The organism is Paraburkholderia ultramafica (assembly GCF_902859915.1).
Taxonomy (GTDB): domain Bacteria; phylum Pseudomonadota; class Gammaproteobacteria; order Burkholderiales; family Burkholderiaceae; genus Paraburkholderia; species Paraburkholderia ultramafica.
In genome coordinates this window covers 91,355-113,231 of the sequence record NZ_CADIKK010000013.1, presented here as the reverse complement: position 1 = coordinate 113,231, position 21,877 = coordinate 91,355, and the positions used below count along the sequence as shown (strand labels likewise).

At 64.6% G+C, this 21,877-nt stretch carries 15 protein-coding genes and 2 pseudogenes; 7 read left to right on the top strand and 10 right to left on the bottom strand.

From position 1 onward, the window contains the following. Window positions 1–2 precede the first annotated feature (2 nt). From HV744_RS15645 to HV744_RS15625, 5 genes and pseudogenes are all read right to left on the bottom strand, one after another. On the bottom strand, window positions 3–182 hold the full coding sequence (locus HV744_RS15645) for a hypothetical protein (RefSeq protein WP_175150390.1): 180 nt from the start codon (window positions 180–182) through the stop codon (window positions 3–5). A 236-nt stretch (window positions 183–418) separates the two neighbouring features. Further along, window positions 419–963: pseudogene (locus HV744_RS15640) on the bottom strand (MFS transporter). A gap of 334 nt (window positions 964–1,297) precedes the next feature. Continuing rightward, the gene (locus tag HV744_RS15635) at window positions 1,298–1,840 is read right to left on the bottom strand and encodes an energy transducer TonB family protein (protein WP_175150389.1); all 543 of its coding nucleotides are present in this window, start codon (window positions 1,838–1,840) and stop codon (window positions 1,298–1,300) included. Between the two features lie 342 nt (window positions 1,841–2,182). Then, window positions 2,183–3,589, bottom strand: coding sequence for an argininosuccinate lyase (argH, locus tag HV744_RS15630; RefSeq protein ID WP_175150388.1), 1,407 nt, complete (start codon window positions 3,587–3,589; stop codon window positions 2,183–2,185). 185 nt (window positions 3,590–3,774) lie between these two features. Beyond that, window positions 3,775–4,587 carry a helix-turn-helix transcriptional regulator gene (locus tag HV744_RS15625; RefSeq protein ID WP_175150387.1) on the bottom strand — a complete coding sequence of 271 codons (813 nt, stop codon included), beginning with the start codon at window positions 4,585–4,587 and terminating at the stop codon, window positions 3,775–3,777. A 164-nt stretch (window positions 4,588–4,751) separates the two neighbouring features. On the opposite strand from HV744_RS15625, the gene HV744_RS15620 reads away from it, so the two are divergent. Beyond that, window positions 4,752–5,504 carry a class I SAM-dependent methyltransferase gene (locus tag HV744_RS15620; RefSeq protein WP_175150386.1) on the top strand — a complete coding sequence of 251 codons (753 nt, stop codon included), beginning with the start codon at window positions 4,752–4,754 and terminating at the stop codon, window positions 5,502–5,504. Window positions 5,505–5,645: 141 nt separating this feature from the next. Here HV744_RS15620 and ppc read toward each other — a convergent pair whose 3' ends face one another. After that, on the bottom strand, window positions 5,646–8,864 hold the full coding sequence (gene ppc / locus HV744_RS15615) for a phosphoenolpyruvate carboxylase (RefSeq protein ID WP_175150385.1): 3,219 nt from the start codon (window positions 8,862–8,864) through the stop codon (window positions 5,646–5,648). Between the two features lie 412 nt (window positions 8,865–9,276). Between ppc and hemC the strand changes: the two genes are divergently transcribed. From hemC to HV744_RS15600, 3 genes are read left to right on the top strand one after another with little or no spacing between them, the layout of a single operon-like run. Continuing rightward, window positions 9,277–10,308 carry a hydroxymethylbilane synthase gene (gene hemC, locus HV744_RS15610; RefSeq protein WP_175150384.1) on the top strand — a complete coding sequence of 344 codons (1,032 nt, stop codon included), beginning with the start codon at window positions 9,277–9,279 and terminating at the stop codon, window positions 10,306–10,308. Beyond that, window positions 10,308–12,326 (top strand): fused uroporphyrinogen-III synthase HemD/membrane protein HemX, encoded by a 2,019-nt coding sequence (hemDX, locus tag HV744_RS15605; protein ID WP_175150383.1) that lies wholly within the window; start codon window positions 10,308–10,310, stop codon window positions 12,324–12,326. The genes hemC and hemDX overlap by 1 nt, the downstream gene beginning before the upstream one ends. Before the next feature lie 2 nt (window positions 12,327–12,328). Further along, the gene (locus HV744_RS15600) at window positions 12,329–13,519 is read left to right on the top strand and encodes a heme biosynthesis protein HemY (RefSeq protein WP_175150382.1); all 1,191 of its coding nucleotides are present in this window, start codon (window positions 12,329–12,331) and stop codon (window positions 13,517–13,519) included. Window positions 13,520–13,643: 124 nt separating this feature from the next. On the opposite strand, the pseudogene HV744_RS15595 reads toward HV744_RS15600, so the two are convergent. Beyond that, window positions 13,644–13,937, bottom strand: a pseudogene (locus HV744_RS15595) (hypothetical protein); the annotation flags it as partial. 832 nt (window positions 13,938–14,769) lie between these two features. Here HV744_RS15595 and HV744_RS15590 point away from each other — a divergent pair. The 3 genes from HV744_RS15590 (at window position 14,770) to HV744_RS15580 (ending at window position 18,767) form a co-directional block, all read left to right on the top strand. Next, the gene (locus HV744_RS15590) at window positions 14,770–15,285 is read left to right on the top strand and encodes a hypothetical protein (protein WP_425497735.1); all 516 of its coding nucleotides are present in this window, start codon (window positions 14,770–14,772) and stop codon (window positions 15,283–15,285) included. A 234-nt stretch (window positions 15,286–15,519) separates the two neighbouring features. Then, the gene (locus HV744_RS15585) at window positions 15,520–16,443 is read left to right on the top strand and encodes a lysozyme inhibitor LprI family protein (RefSeq protein WP_175150380.1); all 924 of its coding nucleotides are present in this window, start codon (window positions 15,520–15,522) and stop codon (window positions 16,441–16,443) included. A 407-nt stretch (window positions 16,444–16,850) separates the two neighbouring features. Next, entirely contained in the window at window positions 16,851–18,767 is a 1,917-nt protein-coding gene (locus HV744_RS15580) for a Kelch repeat-containing protein (RefSeq protein WP_246279056.1), read from the top strand. 65 nt (window positions 18,768–18,832) lie between these two features. Here HV744_RS15580 and HV744_RS15575 read toward each other — a convergent pair whose 3' ends face one another. The 3 genes from HV744_RS15575 to HV744_RS15565 are packed head-to-tail and all read right to left on the bottom strand — an operon-like array spanning window position 18,833 to window position 21,876. Beyond that, window positions 18,833–19,999 carry an ABC transporter permease gene (locus HV744_RS15575; protein ID WP_175150379.1) on the bottom strand — a complete coding sequence of 389 codons (1,167 nt, stop codon included), beginning with the start codon at window positions 19,997–19,999 and terminating at the stop codon, window positions 18,833–18,835. An 8-nt stretch (window positions 20,000–20,007) separates the two neighbouring features. Continuing rightward, a complete protein-coding gene (locus HV744_RS15570; protein WP_175150378.1) occupies window positions 20,008–21,162 on the bottom strand; it encodes an ABC transporter permease in 1,155 nt (384 codons plus the stop codon). Window positions 21,163–21,183: 21 nt separating this feature from the next. Further along, on the bottom strand, window positions 21,184–21,876 hold the full coding sequence (locus tag HV744_RS15565) for an ABC transporter ATP-binding protein (RefSeq protein ID WP_175150377.1): 693 nt from the start codon (window positions 21,874–21,876) through the stop codon (window positions 21,184–21,186). Window position 21,877 lies beyond the last annotated feature (1 nt).

The window sequence follows — 21,877 nt, the reverse complement described above, 5'->3', positions numbered from 1 at the left end:
GCTCAAGCCAGCAGCATTTCGAACGCGACTACCGCGGCAATGGCAGCCGCGTTCGCGGCCACCGCTTCGAGGACAATGCCCTTCCACGTCGCCGGACGAAAGCGCAATGCGAGCAGCAGTGCGCCCAGCAGCGCCAGCGCAATGATCATCACGATGTCCGAGTTGTGAAGATGTATATTCATCCAAGCCTCCCTGCTGCCTTCAGGGTTATTAAAGGGGAGTATAGGCAAGTCAAAAAGACGCGCAAGGCGAGGAGCTTTACTCAGGAATGCTCGGTAAGCGACGCGTAAAGCGGGAGGTAAAGCGAAGACGTAAAGCGGCGTCCAGCCGATGCCGCCGCGGCGTGCAAAACATGCGCCGGGCGGCAACGAGTCTGGAGCATCAACCGACGATCAATGCGTTAATACTGCGTGCAGCATTACATCAGGCGCGCGTCTCGTGTTTCGCGCATGCAGAGCACGCCGACCAGGCTGACGGCCGCGGCGACCGACACATACGCGCCGACCCACGGCAGTCCGCCATGCGCGGCGAGCACCTGGGCGATATACGGCGCGACCGATGCGCCGAGAATCCCGCCGAGGTTGTACGACACACCCGCGCCGGTATAGCGCACGTTGGTCGGAAACAGCTCAGGCAGCAGCGCGCCCATCGGCGCGAAGGTCACGCCCACGCGACCAGCGTCGATTTGCGGCCGATCCGGTCGCCGAAGTGGCCGAACAGGAACGAGCCGATTGGCCGCGCGATGAAAGCGATGCCGAACGTGACGAAGGCCGACAAGGCCTGCGCCGTGGCCGAGCTATGCGGGAAAAACACCGGTCCGATGACGAGCGCCGCGGCGGTTGCATAGACGTAGAAATCGTAGAACTCGATCGCGGTGCCGATGAAGCTCGCGAAGATGATCCGCGCGCTACTGGTCTGCCCGCTTGCATTGGGCTGAGCCGCGGAAATCGGCGAAGTGGACATGCAGGGTCTCCATGTGTCGTGGGACCGCCGGGCGTCGTGCGTCGAAGGTCGGCGGCGCGCGCCGGGACGGCATCTTTGTTCAGGTTGGTACGCTCGGCGCCGCTCGCGGATGGCGCGGCGACGCTGCAATCGGCTTCGCACCGCGCCGGCGGATGGGCGGGCGGCGTGAGCCATGCCGGAAGGCTCCGGCGCAGGGAATCGGAAAATTATAGCGAGCGCGGCCGTGCTGCAGCAATGGCGGCGCAAGCTTTGCCGCGTGCGGCGAGTCCAGCACGAGTTCGCGGCGCGACCGTCGTGAGGTCGCGGTGAGATCGCTATGCGGCGCGAGCCGCGTTCAATCGATGGTTTGCGCTTGCGGCGACGCGAGTTCGCGCAACTGGAATTTGCCGTCGTCGTTGAACAGCCAGTCTTCGAACAGTTCGAGCTGGCCACGGCCATTGAGCAACTTGCCGGGCGGCAGCGGCAATGGCGACGCACGCCGCAGGGAAGCGAGCGCGGTGCTTTCGGCTTCGTCGTCGCCATTGGTGCGATAGACCGACGACTGCACGACGTGCCCATTGCGATCGACCGTGAACGACACCACCACCAGCGAGCGCAGCATCGCCTGCGGCGTACCGCGCAGCACGTAAGAGGGATTGCGTTCGGTGATGTGCTTCGCGACCGCATCGCGATACTGGTCGAGCGTCGCGCTATTGATGGCGGCCACCGGCGTACTGACGACAGGCTCGTGTGATGATGGCAGCGTGATCGTGCAGCCGGCCACAGCGACGGCCAGCGCCGCGGTGAACAACGCGCCATGCGTGCGCAGCGACGAAGCGCGAAGGCCGGCAACGAAGCATCCGGTCAGCCGGCGAAGGTGACGCGTGTGAGTGAGCATGGTTGGGAAGAAGCACGGAGAGGACCTAACTTGATGGTAGCCAAAATCCGCCGGGATGCAATTGGGTCCGCGATATGTCGATGCACTCGCATGTAGTAGCCGGAAATATGAGGCGATTGGTGGGTGGCCAAAACACGCCTACACTTCGATCGCCTCTTTCGAGCGGCATCGGTGGAAGTCTTTTGTTAAGCCTGCTTCGTGCTGGCTTTCTTTTTTGCGTAGCGCGTTCGCACGCTGTACGGCCGGGCAATAAAAAAGACGAACCCGTTGATGAGTTCGCCTTTCTCGTATTTGCAATTCAAGTGATGAGCGAGGCTCACCGCTTGCCGCATCGTCCGTCTGTTACTTCAACGCCGCCCGTGCCGCCTGCACCGCTGCGAGCACCTGCTCCGGCGCCGTGCCGCCCGGATGATTGCGGCTCGCGACCGAGCCTTCGAGCGTCAGATACGAGAACACGTCGTCGCCGATCAGATGCGCGACGTTCGGCAGCTCGGCGCGCATTTCTTCCAGCGTCAGGTCCGCCAGATCGCAGCCGCGATCCGCGCAAATGCGCACGGCCAGGGCGACCGCTTCGTGCGCGTCGCGGAACGGCAGGCCGCGCTTGACCAGGTAGTCGGCCAGATCGGTGGCCGTCGAGAAGCCTTGCAACGCGGCGTCGCGCATCGCTTGCGGCTTCACCGAAATACCGGCGACCATTTCAGCGAAGATGCGCAGCGTATCGGCGACTGTGTCGACTGTGTCGAACAGCGGTTCCTTGTCTTCCTGATTGTCCTTGTTGTACGCGAGCGGCTGGCCCTTCATCAAGGTCAGCAGCGCGATCAGATGGCCGTTCACGCGGCCGGTCTTGCCGCGTGCGAGTTCGGGCACGTCCGGGTTCTTCTTCTGCGGCATGATCGACGAACCGGTGCAGAAGCGGTCGGCCAGATCGATGAAGCCGACGCGCGGGCTCATCCACAGCACGAGCTCTTCGGAGAAGCGCGACACGTGCGTCATCACGAGCGCCGACGCAGCCGTGAATTCAATTGCGAAGTCACGGTCGGACACCGCATCCAGCGAGTTCGCGCAGATGCCGTCGAAGCCCAGGGTCTTCGCCACAGCATGACGGTCGATCGGATAGCTGGTGCCGGCGAGCGCGGCCGCGCCCAGCGGCAGACGGTTCACGCGCTTGCGGCAATCGATCATGCGCTCGGCGTCGCGCGAAAACATTTCGACGTAGGCGAGCAGGTGATGGCCGAACGTGACCGGCTGCGCGACTTGCAGGTGCGTGAAGCCGGGCATGATGGTCGACGCGTTCTTCTCCGCCATGTCGAGCAGCGCGGTGCGCAGTTCCGTCAGCAAGTCGCCGATCCGGTCAATCTCGCCGCGCAGCCACAGACGGATGTCGGTCGCGACCTGGTCGTTGCGCGAGCGGCCGGTATGCAGGCGCTTGCCGGCGTCGCCGATCAGCGCGGTCAGGCGCGCTTCGATGTTCAGGTGCACGTCTTCCAGATCGAGTTGCCACTCGAACTCGCCGCGCTCGATTTCACCCTTGATCTGCGCCATGCCGCGTTGGATCGCGGCGAGGTCGTCGGCGGCGATGATCTTCTGCGCGGCCAGCATCGAAGCGTGCGCGAGCGACCCTTCGATATCGACGAGCGCCAGACGCTTGTCGAAGAAAACCGACGACGTGTAGCGTTTGACAAGCTCCGACATCGGCTCCGAGAAGCGAGCCGACCAGGCTTCGCCTTTTTTGTGCAGTTGGGACGTCATGGTGTTGGGCAGTTAAGCGGCAGTTGAGCGAGCGGTGAAGAGGCTGACGGCGCGCATGCACGTCACGTACCGTGCAAAGGTGCCGCCGAAGCGAAGCAAGACAGAGATTTTAACACTGGCCGGGGGGCTTCAAGACGCCGCGGGCCATCCGGGGCTGTCAACGCGAAACCCCGCCTGCCAGCCGGCTATTCACGCACCAGCACGACCAGCTTCAGATCCTCGCGATGCGCGGGCTTGAAGGTGATTTGATCGTAGACGATGCGGCCGTCGCGCGGATGGTTGAACTCGCGCCGGCCGCCTTCGCGGCCGCCGACGTCCTGCGACGCCCAGAAGCGCGCGAACGCATCGCTCGCGGCGGTGAGGGAGTCGATCAGCGCGCGAGTGGGCGCGTCGCTCAGGTGGCGGATCGAGTCGGCGCGGAATTCGGCGGCCAGCCGCCGCGCACGCGTTTCCCAGTCGACGATCAGCGCGCGCGCGGCCGCTTCGGTGAATGTGTAGCGCAGCAGATTGCGGTCGTGCGCGCCATCCAGCCAACCGACGAACAGGTCGGCCGCGCGTTCGTTCCACGCGAGTGCGTTCCACTGCCGGTCCAGCACGTAGGCCGGCGCGTTCACGAGTTGCACTGTTTCCAGCAGCGTAGCGGGTACGTCGGCGGCGGCCGGATCGGGCTCGGCCGGGTCGCGCTGCGCGGCCAGCTCGAACAGATAAGCCCGCTCGGCGCGCGACAGTTGCAGCGCGACCGCCATCCGCGCGAGCGCGTCGGCGGATGCGGAAACGGGCCGGCCCTGTTCGATCCATGTGTACCAGGTCGGGCTCACGCCGCAGAGCTGCGCGACTTCCTCGCGCCGCAAGCCGGGCGTGCGGCGGCGCGGCCCGGGCGGCAGGCCGACCGCTTGCGGCGACAGCCGTTCGCGGTGAGCGCGGATGAAGTCGCCGAGCGCGCGGGCCGGGGTGGCGTCGAGCGGCGGCGGGTTGTCGGCGGAAGACGGCGTGGTCATTCTGATCGGGCTGCGCGTGGGGGGTAATAGAGATACCAGAATAATTGCCCAACTTGTACTGGTACACGACGGGCCCTATTGTAGCGGCTGGAACAGCGAAACGCGTTCCAGCGCCTGGTCGGCGCTTGTTCGGCATTACCCACACTCAATAACCGGAGCCTCCCATGAAGCATCACGATCAGGTCGCCGACGCCTTCGGCTCGACCGCCGCCGCGTACTTGACGAGTCAGACCCATGCCACCGGCGTCGATCTGCGGATGCTGGCGGAGTCGATTGCCGCAACGCCGGACGCGACGGTGCTCGACATGGGCTGCGGCGCGGGCCACGCGAGTTTCGCGGTCGCGCCGCACGCGAAAGAAGTGATCGCCTACGACATCGCGCCGCAGATGCTGGCGACCGTCGACGGCGCAGCAAAGGAGCGCGGCCTCGCCAACATCCGCCCGCAGCAGGGCGCGGCCGAAACGCTGCCGTTCGCCGACCATTCGTTCGACTGGGTGATCAGCCGGATGAGCGCGCATCACTGGCACGATGCGCCGCGCGCGCTCGCCGAAGCGCGGCGCGTGCTGAAGCCGGGCGGCAAGGTGCTGTTCATCGATATCGCCGGGATCGATCATCCGTTGCTCGACACGCATATTCAGGCGATCGAGTTGCTGCGCGACGGCTCGCATATCCGCGATTACCGCGCCGACGAATGGGTCGCGTTGTTCGCGGCGGCGGGCTTCAACGCGTCGATTCGCGAACGCTGGCGCATCGACATCGAGTTCAGTTCCTGGGTGGCGCGCATGCGCACGCCGGAGCCGCGGGTGGTGGCGATCCGCTCGCTGTGGAGCCATGCGCCGGATGAAGTGCGTCAATATTTCGACGTGCAGGCAGATGGCTCGTTCAAGCTCGACGCGCTGATGATCGACGCGCAATAAGCAATAAGCAATAAGCAGCAAGCGCTAAGCGCCGGCGCAAACAAAACGGCGGGATGTCGAAACCGACATCCCGCCGCAGCCAACTGCCTCAACACCGCGCGGCGCACAACGCAGCGCCGCTTACGTCGCCGCTCGCGAACCTCAGCCGGTATTGCGCAGCCCCGCCGCAATCCCGTTGATGCTCAAATGAATCCCGCGCCGCACACGCGCGTTGGTGTCGCCCGTGCGGTGACGCTTGAGCAACTCCACCTGCAGGTGGTTCAGCGGGTCGAGATACGGGAAGCGGTTCTTGATCGAGCGCGCGAGCAGCGGATTCTCCGCGAGCCGTTCGCTCTTGCCGGTGATCTCGGACAACACCTTCGACGTGCGCTCCCATTCCGCGACGATCCGTTCGAACACGTGCTTGCGCAGCTTCTTGTCCGACACCAGCGCCGCGTAGCGCGACGCGACCGCGAGGTCGGTCTTCGCGAGCACCATGTCCATGTTCGACAGCAGGTTCGAAAAGAACGGCCACGTCTTGTGCATTTTCTTCAGCAGCGCAAGACGGCGCGCGCGTTCGGCGTCGCTCGGCGCGCTGTCCAGATGCGCGGCCACCGCGCTGCCGAAGCCGTACCAGCCGGTCAGCAGCAAACGGCATTGGCCCCACGAGAAGCCCCACGGAATCGCGCGCAGATCTTCGATCTTGCGTTGCTTCGGGTCCTGCAGCTTGCGCGACGCCGGCCGGCTGCCGATGTTCAGCTCGGCGATCTCCGCGATCGGCGTCGACTCGAAGAAGTACTCCTTGAAGCCCGGTGTTTCATAGACCAGCGCGCGATACGAGGCCATCGCCGCGTCGGACAGCTGCTGCATCGTCTCTTCGAACACGGGCAGTTGCTCGGGCGCATTGCCGTGCGGCAGCAGCGACGCTTCGAGCGTCGCGGCCACCACCGTTTCCAGATTGCGCCGGCCGATCTCCGGATTGCCGAACTTGCTCGCGATCACTTCGCCTTGCTCGGTCAAACGGATCTGGCCGGCGACGGTACCCGGCGGCTGCGACAGAATCGCCTGATAGGTCGGGCCGCCGCCCCGGCCAACGGTGCCTCCGCGTCCATGGAACAGACGCAGCGTGACGCCGCGCTCGTTGAACAGCGACACCAGCGCGAGTTCGGCGCGATACAGCTCCCAGTTCGACGTGAGGAAGCCGCCGTCCTTGTTGCTGTCCGAATAGCCGAGCATCACTTCCTGTTCGTTGCCCTGATGCTCGATCAGCGCGTCGACGCCCGGCAGCGCGATCAGATCGCGCATGATGTGCGGCGCGTTGCGCAAGTCGGGGATCGTCTCGAACAGCGGGATCACCATCAGGCCCGCGTGGGCCGGATCATTCGCATCGCCCAGACGGCCACGCAACAGGCCGGTCTCCTTTTGCAGCAGCATCACTTCGACCAGATCGCTGACGGTCTCCGTGTGCGAAATGATGTAGTTGCGCACCGCGCGCGCACCGAACTTCTCACGCGTGACGCGCGCCTCTTCGAGCACGCCGAGTTCGCTCTTCACGAGATCGGAGTACTCGGCGTACGGCACACGCAGCGGGCGCGGCTGCGCCAGTTCCGCGAGCAGCACGTCGAGCTTGTCCGCTTCGGAGAGCGTCGCGTAATCCTGCTCGACGCCCGCGCGCTTGAGCAGTTCCGCGATCACCGCTTCGTGGATGTCGGAGCTTTGCCGCAAGTCGATGCTCGCCAGATGGAAGCCGAACACTTCGGCGGCCCGCGCGAGCGGCGACAGGCGCGGGGCCGCGAGCGGCGCGCCGTGATGCTCGGCGAGCGAATCGATCAGCACGTGCAGGTCGCGCACGAATTCGGCGGCGTCGTCGTACGGCTTTGCGCGCACCGGCGCCGCGCCGCGGCCCGCGCTGCGCACCGGCACGCTGCCTTCGCCCAGACGCACGCGCGCGCTCGCCGCGAGCCGCGTGTACATGCCGATCAACGCGCGCCGGTACGGCTCGTCGGTGCGATGCGGCGACTGGTCGGGCGAGACGGCCGCGAGTTCTTTCAGCGCGTCGCTGGCGCCGGCCAGCAGGTTCGACACCGACAACTCGGCGCCGAGCTTGTGCACCTGCTCCATGTAGTGTTCGAAGATCACCGCGGCCTGACGCGTGATCGCGTTTTCCAGCGTCTCGGCCGTGACGTTCGGATTGCCGTCGCGGTCGCCGCCGATCCAGCTGCCCATCTGGAAGAACGGCGGCAGGCGCGCTTCGAGGCCGTGCTCCTTGAGCGCCTCTTCGATGTCGGCGTAGAGCGCCGGGATTTCTTCGAGGAAGGTGGCGCGGTAGAACGACAGCGCGTTTTCGATTTCGTCGGCGACGGTCAGACGCGAGTCGCGCAGCATCCGCGTTTGCCATAGCGACGTGACACGTGCGCGCAGCATCGCTTCGTTGTGCGCGCGTTCGCGGTTGGTCAATTGCTGGTCGCGCTCGGCAAGCAACCGCGCGACGTCGTGCTGCGCGTCGAGAATGCTCTTGCGCTGCACCTCGGTCGGGTGCGCGGTCAGCACCGGCATGATCAGCGCGTCGTTGAAGAACTGCTGCAACACGGGCGTCGCGGCCGCGCCGGCTTCGACGAGCCGTTCGAGCGCATGGGCGATGGTGCCCGGCTGCGAGGTCGAGCCAGCCAGCGCGTGAATCCGGTGACGCCGGTTGCGGTGGCGGTCTTCAGCGATATTCGCCAGATGCGAGAAGTAGCTGAACGCGCGCACCACGCTGACGGTCTGCTCCGGGCTCAGCGAGCGCAGTTGCTTGTCGAGCGTCTGCGCGGCAGCGCTATCGTCTTCGCGACGAAAACGCACGGCGGTCTGACGGATCGTTTCGACGACGTCGAACACCGCATCGCCTTCCTGTTCGCGCAGCACGTCGCCGAGCAGGCGGCCCAGATAGCGGATGTCCTGGAACAGCGGATGGTCCTTGTTCTCCCGCGTGCGGCCAGCGTTTTTCGGCGCGGGCGCGGGCGTGTCCGTCGACACGGTTTGCAGCGTCGATGCTTGCGCGGTCTGCGGCGCGGCGTCGGCGCCGACCTTGATCTTCGGGGAAGCGGCCTTGACCGGTTTCTGCGCGTGGGCGGAGCTTGCGGCTTGCGCCGCCTTAGCCTTGGCCTTGTCCGCCTTGACGGTCTTCACCGCTTTGTCCGCCTTGACGGGCGTGGAGGTCTTCGCGGCCTTGGTGGCTTTAGCGGCCTGGGCAGCCTGGGCATGTTTGCCGGCGCGTTTGGCCGGTGTCGACGCGGCGCCGGTTGCGGCGGAAGCGGTGGGCGCCGCGGCGGCGTCAGCCGCGCGAGCGTTGGGCGATGCAGTGTTGCGGCGGGCAGGGCGCGCCGATCCGGAAGACGTCACGATGGGTTTCCTCAGGGAAGCCAGGGCCTGTTAAGTGATGAACTGCTACTGCGGAACTGCAATAGAACTGCACGTGGAACTGCAACGTGAACTGCACAAAACGGTAGGTGCCGATGGCGCTACGCCGGAGAGGGGAGCCGCGTGCTCGCACGAAATGCACGAATTGCAGCACGTGCAAAGCATGCACGCATGCAGGCGACGCAGGTTGCGCCGCATTGCATCATCCCGCATGCCGAGGCCCGGTGCGCGAACGACCGTGCGTGGACAGGCTGGGATGGGGCAGGCGCGCGCAGCGCGAAGCCCGTCTCCTCCATCGATACCGCGCCGGCACGGCGCTCCGCTGTGCCTTGGGACACAAGGGCGCGTGCTAACATTGATTGTTATTACATCCCGTCATTCGATCAGCAAGCTAATGAACACCGAGACGTATTCCACGCCACCCCACACGCTTGTGATTGCGTCGAGAGAGAGCCGCCTGGCCATGTGGCAAGCGGAGCATGTGCGATGTGCGCTGCACAAATTATATCCATCTTGTGACGTAAAAATCCTCGGAATGACGACACGCGGCGATCAAATTCTCGATCGCACCTTGTCGAAGGTCGGCGGCAAGGGCCTCTTCGTCAAGGAGCTGGAAGCCGCGCTGGCCGACGGCCGCGCCGACCTCGCCGTGCACTCGCTCAAAGACGTGCCGATGGAGTTGCCCGCGGGCTTCGCGCTGTCCACCATCATGGAGCGCGAAGATCCGCGCGACGCGCTGGTCTCCAACCAGTACGACTCGCTGGCCGCGTTGCCGGAGGGCGCCGTGGTCGGCACCTCCAGCTTGCGCCGCGAGGCGATGCTGCGCATGCGTTATCCGCATCTCGAAGTGCGGCCTCTGCGCGGCAATCTGGACACGCGTCTGTCGAAACTCGATCGCGGCGATTACGCGGCGATCATCCTCGCTGCCGCCGGTCTGAAGCGCCTGGGTCTGGGCGAGCGCATCCGCGCGCTGCTCGATCCGGAAGACAGCTTGCCAGCGGCAGGCCAGGGCGCGCTCGGCATCGAGATTCGCGCCGATCGCGCGGAGCTCGCCGCATGGCTCGCACCGCTGCATCATGAATACACGGCCGCCGCCGTCGAAGCGGAGCGCATGGTGTCGCGCGCGCTCGGCGGCAGTTGCGAGGTGCCGCTCGCCGCTTACGCAAGCTGGCACGACGGCGCGCTGCATCTGCGCGGCATCGTCGCCACGCCCGACGGTCAGCGCGTGCTGAGCGCGCAGGCATCGGCGCCTGCGCCCACTATCGAACGGGCGCTCGCGCTCGGCCAGGAAGTGGCGAGCGCGCTCGAACAGCAAGGTGCGCTGGAGATCGTGCGCGCACTCAGCACCGCCAGCGGTCCCGCCGCAACGTCGCGCGATGGTGATGCGGCTGAAGGTGCGGCGGACAGCGCGGCGACTGGCGAGTGATGACGGCCGACACGCCAGGCAACGCAGCTTCGTCCGCTGGCAAGGCGGCGTTCACGGTCGTGATTACGCGACCGGCCGGTCAGTCGAGCGAGCTGATCAAACAGCTCGACGCCGCCGGCATCGCCACGCTCGAGTTTCCGCTGATCGACATCGCGCCCGTCGCCGACGACGCGCCGTTGCGCGCGGCGTTGGCCTCTCTCGAACGTTATGCGCTGGTCGTGTTCGTCTCGCCGAACGCCGTCGATCACGCGTTTGCCCGCCGCGACGGCATCTGGCCGCATGCGTTGCCGATCGGCGTGGTCGGGCCGGGCAGCGTGCAGGCGCTTGCGCGCCACGGCGTCGCCGCGCCGGCGCATCAGGTGATCAGCCCCGCGTCCGCCGCCGACGACGAAGCGGCGAGCTTCGATTCCGAGGGTCTGTTCGCGGCAATCGACGCGTCGCTCGGCGCGGCGAGTCTCGACGGCAAGCGCGTGCTGATCGTGCGCGGCGACGGCGGCCGTGAATGGCTCGCCGACCGTCTGCGCGAAGCCGGCGCCGAAGTCGAGGCGGTCGCCGCGTATCGGCGCATCGTGCCGGAGCCGTCGATCGGCGGCTGGGCGCGCGTGCACCAATTGCTCGCGGGCGCGCCGCATGCGTGGCTGCTGACCAGTTCCGAAGGCGTGCGCAATCTGCACGAACTCGCGCAGGACCACCTCACCGCCGACGAAATCGTCCAGCTCAAACGCGCCACGCTCGTCACGCCGCATCCCCGTATCGCGCAGACCGCGCGGGCATTGGGTTTTGATAGGATGACGGTGTCCGGCGCGGGCGACGAGCGCATTGTCCGCGCGCTGCTCGCCGCCGTGCCAACCGTAGTCCAACCGGTACCGTCCAACCCGGCTCATTCACCGGCTAACTCACGCATGACTGAAACGAACGCATCCACGAACGCTTCACCCCAGCCGGCCGCGACCACTGCGTTGCCGCCGAATCAACCCTTCACGCCATACGAAGCGCAAAAGCGCCGCAGCGCGAGCGGACCGCTGCTGTGGTTTGTCGTCGTGATCATTGCTTGTGCGGCGGGCGTGGGCGGCTTTGCGCTCAATCGCAAGGTGGAGCGCAGCGCGCAGCAGCTCGCGCAACGCCAGCAAGCCAACGACACCCAGACCAACGAACTGCGCATCAAGACCGAGCAGGCGCTGGCCACCGTGCATCAAGCGGATTCGCAGGTCGCGCAACTCGAAGGCAAGCTCGCCGATGCGCAAGCCGCGCAGCAGGCGCTGCAACAGCAATACGCGGATCTCGCGCGCAATCGCGATGACTGGACGCTCGCCGAAGTCGGGCAGATGCTGTCGGCCGCGAGCCAGCAGTTGCAGCTCACCGGCAACACGCAGCTGGCGCTGTTCGCGCTGCAAAGCGCGGACACGCGCCTGGCCGCCTCGGACAGCCCGCAGGCGGTCGCGGTGCGCAAGGCCATCGCGCAAGACATCGACAAGCTGAAGGCCGCGCCGTCCACCGACCTCACCGGTCTCGCGATCAAGCTCGACAATGCGATCGATCACGTGGACAGCCTGCCGCTGTCCGGCGAAGCGCCGATCCCGCATGCGACGCCGCACGCGGCGACGTGGGCCGACACCGCGAAGGTGGCCGCGGCCACCGGCAAGCCGCGCTGGGAAGTGTGGCTGCATGAAGTGACCGCCGGCATCGGCGAGCAGTTGACGAGCCTCGTGCAGGTGCGCCGCATCGACAACGCCGACGCGATGCTGGTGACGCCGGATCAAGGCTACTTCGTGCGTCAGAACCTGAAGCTGCGTCTGCTGTCCGCGCGCCTCGCGCTGCTCTCGCGCAACCAGAGCACGCTGAAGTCCGACCTGCAAGCGGCGCAGTCCGCGCTCACGCGCTACTTCGACGACTCGTCGAAGCAAACGCAGACCGTCATCGATCTGGTCAAGCAGGTGGATACGGGATCGGCCGCGGTCGAATTGCCGAATCTGAACACGAGTCTGCAGGCCGTCAATCAATACCGGAATCGAGGTTAATCATGGCGATCCGGGGACTTCTATGGCTCGCGTTTCTGTTCGCCATCGCGGTGGTGCTGGCGGTGGTCGGGCGCTTCGACACGGGGCAGGTGCTGCTGATCTATCCGCCGTACCGCGTCGACATCTCGTTGAATCTGTTCATCGTCGGACTGGTGGTGGTGTTCATCCTGCTGTACGCGCTGTTGCGCATCATCCGCAATATCTGGCGCATGCCGCAGCGCGTGGCTGCTTACCGTGCGCGCTCGCGGGTCGCGAAGGCGCACGCCGCGCTGCGTGACGCGATCGGCAATCTGTACGCGGGGCGTTTTTCGCGCGCGGAGAAAGCCGCGAAAGATGCGCTCGCGAACCGCGACAACAAGGGCGCGGCCGGTTTGATCGCAGCCACCGCCGCGCATCGGATGCATGAATATGCGCGGCGCGACGAATGGCTCGCGCAGATCGACGAAAACGACTGGCAGGACGCGCGCCTGATGGCCACCGCCGACATGCGCGCCGACGGCCGCGACGCGGACGGCGCGCTGACCGCGCTGACCGAAATGCAGTCGCAGGGCGCGCGGCGCATTCACGCGCAGCAGATCATGTTGCGCGCGCAGCAGCAATTGAAGAACTGGAGCGAAGTGCTCAAGCTCGTCAAGACGCTGGAAAAGCGCGAGGCGCTTCATCCGGCGGTGGCGGTGCGCTTGCGTCAACTGGCGGCGGAGAATCTGTTGCGCGACCGGCGTCATAACGCCGATGCGTTGCTGGAGTTGTGGAACTCGCTGTCGGCGACCGAGCGTCATTCGCCGCGTCTCGCCGATCTCGCCGCCGAACTGCTGGTGGCGCTGAATCGTCCGCAGGAAGCGCGCAAGATCGTCGAGGAAGCGCTCGCGCAGAACTGGGACGCGCGCTTGCTGCGTCGTTATCCGGACACCACCGCGGGCGATGCGTTGCCGCTGATTCAGAAGGCCGAGGCATGGCAGAAGGATCGCCCGGAAGATGCGGACTTGATGTTCGCGTTGGGCCGTTTGTGTTTGCATCAGCAGTTGTGGGGCAAGGCGCAATCGTTCCTTGAACGCGCGTTGAAGCTTGCCGATAACGAGACGCTGAAGATTCGCTCGCATCGTGCATTGGCGCGTTTGCACGAGCAGCTCGGCGATGCGGACAAGGCGAGCCAGCATTATCGCGAGAGTGCATTGGCGATGAATGTGGTGTGAGGTTGGCGGGGTGTAATCGCTAAGTGACTCGAACCTTTGGAGCCGCTATCTGATGGCCGCAGCCGATGCTGCGGCCATTTGCTTTTCTGCTGGCTGATCGGATCGTTTAGTGTGGTGCGGCAACCGGTAGCCCCTTCGCGTCGAGTGCAATCACCTGGAACAGTTCGCGGTCGCATCCGACTTCCTGTTGATACTGCTCTGCTGTGTCCACGAGCAATTCAAGAAGTGTCCGATGACGCCGTCTTTCGTCACGCGTCATCGCAGGATTTCTAACTATCGAGGACGCAAGTGTGATCAAGGTATCCAGTTGACCCATCTGCCGGTCGCATAAATCGAACGCGGAAAGGGCGAGCTTCTCGTACTGGAGCGCGTCGACGGGTGGACGTGAGGCCGGTTGATTTTTGGCGGACTTGGTCATGGTGCGATCTCCCAGTTGCTTCCTGGATCGCCCGAACACCGGCTTTGGGGGGAAGGGGTGAGCGGGCACGATAGCGGGATTGACAGACTGGCACTAAACCAAACCAGCGAGCCTTGCGGCTCTCCCGCCACGGCCCGCCCATAGAAGATGGACGTGCAGAGGCAGACGCACGGCCTGCCTGGGCAGGCGTGCGGGTTTCAACATTCAGGCTGTCAAACCTGTTCGCTGGATGTTTCCCGGCGACTTGGTAATTACAAGGTAGGGGATCTATCTCGCATTTAACCTCGTGGGCTAAATGTTGGGGTCCGGCCGATTGGATAAGATGAGGGTAGGGCGAAGGGACAATTGTTCGGTGATCGGGCCGATTGCAGGCGCGAATTGTCCAGCCTGCGCCGCTGCCCGCGCTGTACCAGCATAGGAGGGATATGTGCGAATTCCCGTTGAAATGGAATGAGCGCTTTGCCTCCTCGCCAACAAACGCCCGGGCACGCGTTGTGCAACGCCTCTGCGACGATACACGTGCATGGAGCCTGCCGACATGATGTTGTGGAAGAACTCTCTCGCCGCTGCTCTGTCCGCCGCTGCCGCCGCGTTCGTGTCTGCGAGCGCGCAGACGGTGTTTGAGGGTGTAGTGAAGCCCGCGGTTCCGGCCTCGCAACCGGTGGAGCACGCCGTTCCTCTGCGCACTCCCGCGTCCGCTCCACAGCCCACTCAAAAGCCGGCTGAAAAGCCCGCTGAAAAGCCGGCTCATAAGCCCGCACATAGGCGTGTCCATGCGCCCACTCATAAGGCCGCTCCGCAGCCGGCACTCCCTGTGCTTCCAGCGCCAACGTTGCAGCCCGCGGAGCAGCCAGCGCCAACCCCTCAACCCTATGCACAAGCAGCGCCGGCGCCACAGCCCTACGCGCAACCCGCCGTGCAGCCCGTCGTCAACTGGACGCTGCAGGTAATCCGCGACGGCCAGCAGGTCGACTCATTCGATGGAACGTCCACGGTCGGCCAGGCTCGGACCAACAGGCATCACAAGGTCGTCACGCACAAAGTCGGCTGCCAGGACCAGCCCGCGGGCAGTATCGACCTGCAGCGCACCATCACGGTCTCGCCGCTGCGGGCGGACCCGACCGGGTCGGTTCTCGCAATCGACGCGCAGGAAACGCTCGAAAGCAATACCACGCCCAAAACCCGAGGAGGCTGCAAGCTGCCGCCGCAGCCGAGCCTGGTGCACGCGACCCATCCGGGCCTGGTCGTGCCGGCGGATCAATGGGTCAACTGGCAAATCGTCGGCCAGGATCCTTCACTGCTGTACCGGGTGCGCGCGAGCTTTGCGCCGCCGTCCACGCAGCCTTGACTGGCGGCCCGGCGAGACCGTACCAGACTGCACTGAAGCGCGGCCCGCCATCCACTGCTGCCGCAATAGCACCAACAATGGCCTTGGGCCTCGTACAGTTCCAACAACGCTGCGATCACATCGACGCGAACGGTCCGTTACCTGGCGCGGATGCAACCGGTCATTTCACACAGGGTCATTACGCCACCCAAGACAGGCTCGAGACTATGCTTCTGATATTCCGGGGAGAAGCGTATGCGCAGCACTGAGCACCCACCAGCCAAAGGCGCGCCGGCGCAAAGCTCGATCCGACGATTGCTTGGCTGGCTTTGTTTCACTGTGCTGATGATTCCCGGTGCGGCGCCCGGGATGGACTTCAAGATCTACTACCAACCACAACTCGAGCTGAAAATGGTTATCGGTGAGGGGAGGATTCAGGAAGGTGATGCAGAGAAGTTCCTGGCGTTCGCCAAAATGGCTGACCGCGATGACGAAGGTCTTGTCATCCTTGTTTTAAATAGCCCAGGAGGGAATGTAGAGGCCGCTTTCCGGGTGGTCGATGCAATGGACCATGTACGCGTCTATACGACAGTTCCAGACAGTGCCAGGTGCGCGTCCGCTTGCGCTTCCATTCTGTTCGCTTCAGGGGAACGCCGAAGTGTTGTTGGTACTGGGCTGCTCGGTTTTCACAGCTGCTACCGGCGCGATGGGCGAAGCTATGCCGAGGACTCGCTTTGCAACGAAATAATCGCGGCAAACGCAATGCAAAGGGGCGTAAGCCATGCGGGCATCAATCGTTTCGTTAAGCAATATGGTGCGGGGGACATGGCATGGGTCGGGCGCGACGCCGCTTGCAAGTCGCTGCAAGGGCTATGCAAACCAGGGCTGTTGGAGATCCAGCGCAGGACGAAGACTGCGTTGATGCAAAGTTTCGATTGCAGCAAGCTGATATCTGTCCAGGCGCAGCTGATTTGCGGGGATGCGGAACTCGCAGGTGTCGATAAAGCATTGGCAGAAGTCTATGGCCAAACGATGAAAGTATCGGCTAACAAGACGCGATTACGAGCGGATCAACGAGCGTGGTTTCGTAATTCTCGCAACGCGTGTGGCGATAAAGCTTGTCTACTACGGAGCTATCATCTGCGCATCGATGAACTGAAGCGGATGCGGTCGCAATGATGTACCCATTGCCGTTGGCCACGCTCAACCGCCGGAGCACGACTGTCAATCCGATCGCGGCTGCGCGAATGGCCGCTCTCGGAAAACGCGGAGGAGGCGCTGCTCGACGAGTCGAGACAGCGCGCCTCAGCGTGCGGGCGATGGTGGGTACGACGGCTGCCACCCCACCCTCGACGGGCGCCTGATTGCCGCTACGGGAGCTCTGACCGGTTACGTGTCCTTTGGCCTGTTCGTCTCATTGCCCTCGTCGTTCATTTCCGCGTGATGGCGGTCAAACCAGACGGCGTGAGCGATCGACGCCAGCGGACGAAGACCAGTGCGCCCGCGCGCGACATCCGTTGCGCAATTGGCTGACAAATACGGCCGCGCGACCTATCCTAGATCCAGACAGCTCCGGGATCATCGTCGTGAAGATCAAGCCTTGCCTGACTGGCCTCATCATGCTGCTCGCCTCGCTCGTAGCGGGATGCGGCGGTGGCAGCGGTGGTATCACCCAGGCGCCGCCATCGGGGTTGACGGAACGCGAGACATCGGTGGTGTTCGTGCAGGGGAACGAAATTATCCCCAGCCTGCCGAGCAGCAGCGGTGGTGCAATCACGAACTACAGCGTGTTTCCTCCGTTGCCCGCCGGCCTCACGCTGGATCGCGTGAGCGGTGCGATAACGGGCACGCCCTCCGGCACCAGCAACGCCGCGGTATACACGATCACCGGCAGCAACGCGGGAGGCTCCACCACGGCGCGCGTGCAGATCGAGGTCGAGGATGTGGCCATGGCGCCTGACACCCTGGATTATCTCGACAGCTCGACGGACTATGTGACCAACGCGCCGATCACGCCCGACACGCCGATCACCACGGGTGGCGAGATCACCGAATACACCGTGTCACCCCCGCTGCCGCCCGGGCTCACGCTGGACCCGCAAACCGGAGTCATCGCGGGCACGCCCACGACGCCGGCCCCGCCGACGGTCTATACGGTTACGGGCAGCAATGGCGTCGACACGGTCGAAACTCAGATCACGATCGGAGTGGATGCACAGGCGCAGCCACCCATGGGCCTCGCCTACAAGGATCCCGCGCCGGACTATGCCATCGGCCTCGCGATCGTCCCGAACGTTCCGGTGTATTCCGGCGGCGAGATTACGCAGTTTTCGGTGTCGCCTGCGCTGCCCGCCGGGTTGAGCCTGAACACGCAGAACGGCGCAATCAGCGGCACGCCGACAGCGGCTTTGGCGCAGACGACCTTCATCGTGACCGGCAGCAACGTCGCGGGCAACGTCGCGACGCAAGTGGCGATCACCGTGACCGCGGAATCGGCCGGCGAGTGGCTGCCTGCCAATGCCATGAAGACGCGGCGGTATCGTCATACGGCCACGCTGCTCTCCGATGGACGGGTGCTCGTCGCGGCGGGATCCAACGGCAAGCCGCTGTCTCTCGCCGAACTTTACGATCCCGCTTCGAATAAATGGTCGCCGACCGGCAACCTGACCGATGCGCGGCAATCGCACACCGCCACGCTGCTGCCGGGCGGCAAGGTGCTCGTGGCGGGCGGCAGCATCAGTAACGGCAAGGGAACCTCGCTGCCCTCAGCGGAACTGTATGATCCCGCAGCCGGCAAATGGACGGAAACTGGTGAGATGAGTCAGGCGCGTGACCTGCACACCGCCACGCTTCTGCCCGACGGCCGGGTGCTCGTGGCCGGAGGCGAGGCCCCAGGCGGCGCACAGTCGTCAGTCGAACTGTACGATCCGGTCAATGGCGCGTGGTTGCAGACCGGCTTCCTGAACGAGGCGCGTGACGCGCACTCCGCCACATTGCTGCGCAATGGCCGGGTGCTCGTTGCAGGTGGCGACGGCAAGGCCGGCGCCCTGGCATCAGCCGAACTATACGACCCGGCCACGGGCAAGTGGTCAGAGACCGGCAGTATGACCCAGGCACGCGAGCAACACACCGCTACCTTGCTGCCAGACGGCCGCGTGCTCGTTGCGGGTGGCGAAGGCAGCGCCGGCGCGATGTCCTCAGCCGAGCTGTACGATCCTGCCACCGCTACGTGGTCCCAGACCGGTGGCATGAGTCAGGCGCGGGAAGACCATGCCGCCGTCCTGCTGCCCAACGGCAAGGTACTCGTAACAGCGGGAATCGCGCAACTCGACCTGTTTTCCGACGAGCTCTACGATCCTGCCATCGGCAGTTGGTCACAGACCGGCAGCCTGGGTCTGTCGCGTGACTCGCACACCGCCACGCTTCTGTCCGACGGCCGGGTGCTCGTTGCCGGGGGCCGGCTTAGGAACAAAGCCCTGTCCCTGGCAGAACTCTTCCATTGATCGTTCATGGTGGCAACCTGCGGGGAATCTCGTTGCCTGACCGGATGCTGCCGCCCCCATAGCATCTAGCGCGTACGCAGCGCATCGACAATGTTCATGCGCGCCGCGCGCATGGCAGGAAGGAACCCGCCGATAAGGCCCATGGCCATCGAGAACGCAAGCGTCTTCACCACGATTGCCGGTGTAAGAATAAAGCGGAATGAAAGGTCAGCAAAGGTCTGGAAGTTGGTGGTGGAAAACGAAGCGAACTGCATCAAAGCCGCGCAGCCAATCCCGACGATCCCGCCCACCAGTCCAAGCAGCAGCGCTTCGAGCAGAAACGCACCCAGCACGTTGATACGTTTGAACCCAAGCGCCCGCAACGTGCCGATTTCCGCCACCCGGTTTGCCACCGACGCATACATCGTGATCATCGCGCCAATCATCGCTGCGATCGAAAATATCGTCGAAAGCGTCAAGCCCAGGATGTTGATGAACGTCGACAACGCCTTTGACTGATCGCTATAAAACGTCTGTTCGCGCTTGGCTTCCTCGGTGAGCCGCGGGTCGACATCGATGTCCGCCGCGAATCGCGAAAAAAGGTCGGTCTGCGCAAGACGCACCACCATCGACGAGTAACTGTTGCGGCGAAACGACTGCATGAGCTGGTCCACGTCGCCCCAGATTTCCGAGTCGAAGCCACTGCTCCCCGCGTCGAAGCGACCTACGACGGTCCAGTCGCGCTGGGCAAAGCGCAAATGCTCGCCGATCTGCGTCCCGCTGAAGCCCTTCGCGATGCTGCTGCCGACGATGATCTCGGACGAGCCAGGATTGAACATGCGCCCCTCCACCAGCCTGACCTGTGGACGCAGAACGAGGCCGCTCGGCGAGACGCCGCGAATGACCACATTCGATGGCTTGTTCGAGCCGATCTTCTCGAGCGAGATGAGCACCACGGTTTCCCGCGACGCGAGCGGCCGGCCGTCGCCGCCCATCGCCACTGCCGGATGCATTTCCATGATGCCTGCCTGGTTCCGGTCGATCGAGCTCTGCACCTCGGTTTCGGCGCCCTTGCGGATCACCACCACGTTGTCGTATTCGCCGGTGGACACCAGCGTTTTCTTGAGGCCCGCGTCGAGCATCAGCACGGTCCCGAACACGAACACCACCAGCGCCAGCCCGCCCGCTGTGAGCGCCGTGGTCAGCCGGCGTGCCCACAGGTTGCGCGCGACATAGGTGAGCGGAATCGCCACAGGCCGCCCTAGCCGATTGCCCGCAGGCCTTCGGCGATACGAACCCGCGCCGCCTGCAACGCCGGCATGACGGCAGCGGCAAGCCCGACGACAAGCGCGCATGCGGCCTGCAGCACCATCGTTTCGCCGGATACCTTGAACACCGGAAACACGCCGCCCGTGGCCTGCCTGAACAGGCTCGCCACCGGCGGCGTCGCGAGAATGCCAAGCCCGCCGCCGATCGCGCAGATCAGGATCGACTCGCCGAAAACGAGCAACGCAAGAAACGGAGGGCCGAAGCCGAGCGCCCTGAGCGTCGCATATTCGACCGTGCGTTCGCGCGCACTCATCGCCATCGCATTGGCCATCACCGCCATGATGATCACGATCACCACATACGACACGACGCGGATCGCCGCAATGATCTGGTTCGACATGGCGACAAAGCCAAGCTGAAACGCCTGCTCGGTTTCCGTGAGGGTCTCGGCAAGCGAATTCCTGAAGACGCTGTCGACGTTTCGCGCGATCTCGGCAGCATCATCGGGATTCGCCACGCCCAGGACATAGACACCGACCTGATCCGCCTGGCGCGGCGATGTCTTGCGCACGGTTTCATTCAGGTATTCCCAGTGGAACACCAGCTGACGCGTGATCGTCGTTTCGTCCCGTCCGTCCAGAATGCCGCGCACGACGAATTCCCAGGTGCCCGGGTAGATCGTGCCTTTGATCGGAATCACATCGCCCACCTTGAAGCCATACTGGTCTGCGAGCTGTCGCCCGACCAGGCATCCCTTGCGGTCGCGCAGGTAGTCGGAACGCTGCTGCGCCGGCACGACAAACTCCGGGTAAAGATCGAGGTAGTTGTCCGACACCGCGAATTGCGCGAAGAAGTTCCTGGGCTCCCGATAGACGCCGCCAAACCAGTTGGACCGGGCCACCAGCGTCACGCCGTCGACGCCACGAATACGGTTCTCATAGCTCAGCGGCAGGGGAAAGACGAGCGAGATGGCGTTGCGCGTCACAAGCCGCGCATTGGAAGCCGCGGCGGCCCCTGCATACCATGCGTCCACCACCGTGTGCAGCAGGCCATAGGCGAGCACCGCGATGGTCAGGCCGAGCACGGTCAGCATCGTGCGCAGTTTGTGGCGCAGCGCGTTTCGGGTAATCAGCTTCAGCAGGAACATGGCAGCGGAGCGCGACAGGTTTCAACGGGGCTGTTCATCGATCAGCTCCCCCTTCTCCAGATGCACAACCGCCCTCGCCAGGCTGGCGGCGTGAGCGTCGTGGGTCACCATGATGATGGTCTTGCCGAGCTCCCGGTTCAGCCGCTGCATCAGCGAAAGCACGTCCGCCGCGGAGGCGCGGTCCAGATCGCCGGTCGGCTCGTCCGCGACGATCAGCGTCGGGTCGGTGATGAGCGCGCGGGCGATGGCGACGCGCTGCTGCTGCCCGCCGGAAAGCTCGAAAGGGTAGTGACTCATACGGTCGACCATGTTCACCATGTCGAGCACCAGCCCGACGCGCTCGCGCCGCTCGGCGCGGGTCAAGCGGGTCAATATCAGTGGCAGCTCGACGTTCTCAAAAGCGGTGAGCACGGGCATCAGGTTGTAGAACTGGAAAATGAAGCCGACATGGGCCGCGCGCCAGTCGGCAAGGGCCGCTTCGGGAAGTCGCGTGATGTCGAGTCCCCCTATGCGCAGCTCGCCGCTGTCCGGCCTGTCGATGCCGGCGATCAGATTGAGCAGCGTGCTCTTGCCCGATCCCGACGGGCCCATCAATGCGACGAAGTCGCCCTCGGCGATGCCGAGCGTGATGTCGCTCAGGACCGGCACGATCTGCACGCCGCGCCGGTACGACTTGGCAACGTGGCTGATTTCGACGAGCGGTGCGGTACTCACG

Coding starts and splice junctions, on each gene's coding strand:
- HV744_RS15585 (WP_175150380.1), top strand. CDS start 15,520: ATGCGCAGCACTGAGCACCCACCAGCCAAAGGCGCGCCGGCGCAAAGC.
- argH (WP_175150388.1), bottom strand. CDS start 3,589: ATGACGTCCCAACTGCACAAAAAAGGCGAAGCCTGGTCGGCTCGCTTC.
- HV744_RS15625 (WP_175150387.1), bottom strand. CDS start 4,587: ATGACCACGCCGTCTTCCGCCGACAACCCGCCGCCGCTCGACGCCACC.
- HV744_RS15600 (WP_175150382.1), top strand. CDS start 12,329: ATGGCGATCCGGGGACTTCTATGGCTCGCGTTTCTGTTCGCCATCGCG.
- HV744_RS15570 (WP_175150378.1), bottom strand. CDS start 21,162: ATGTTCCTGCTGAAGCTGATTACCCGAAACGCGCTGCGCCACAAACTG.
- hemC (WP_175150384.1), top strand. CDS start 9,277: ATGAACACCGAGACGTATTCCACGCCACCCCACACGCTTGTGATTGCG.
- HV744_RS15635 (WP_175150389.1), bottom strand. CDS start 1,840: ATGCTCACTCACACGCGTCACCTTCGCCGGCTGACCGGATGCTTCGTT.
- HV744_RS15620 (WP_175150386.1), top strand. CDS start 4,752: ATGAAGCATCACGATCAGGTCGCCGACGCCTTCGGCTCGACCGCCGCC.
- HV744_RS15645 (WP_175150390.1), bottom strand. CDS start 182: ATGAATATACATCTTCACAACTCGGACATCGTGATGATCATTGCGCTG.
- hemDX (WP_175150383.1), top strand. CDS start 10,308: ATGACGGCCGACACGCCAGGCAACGCAGCTTCGTCCGCTGGCAAGGCG.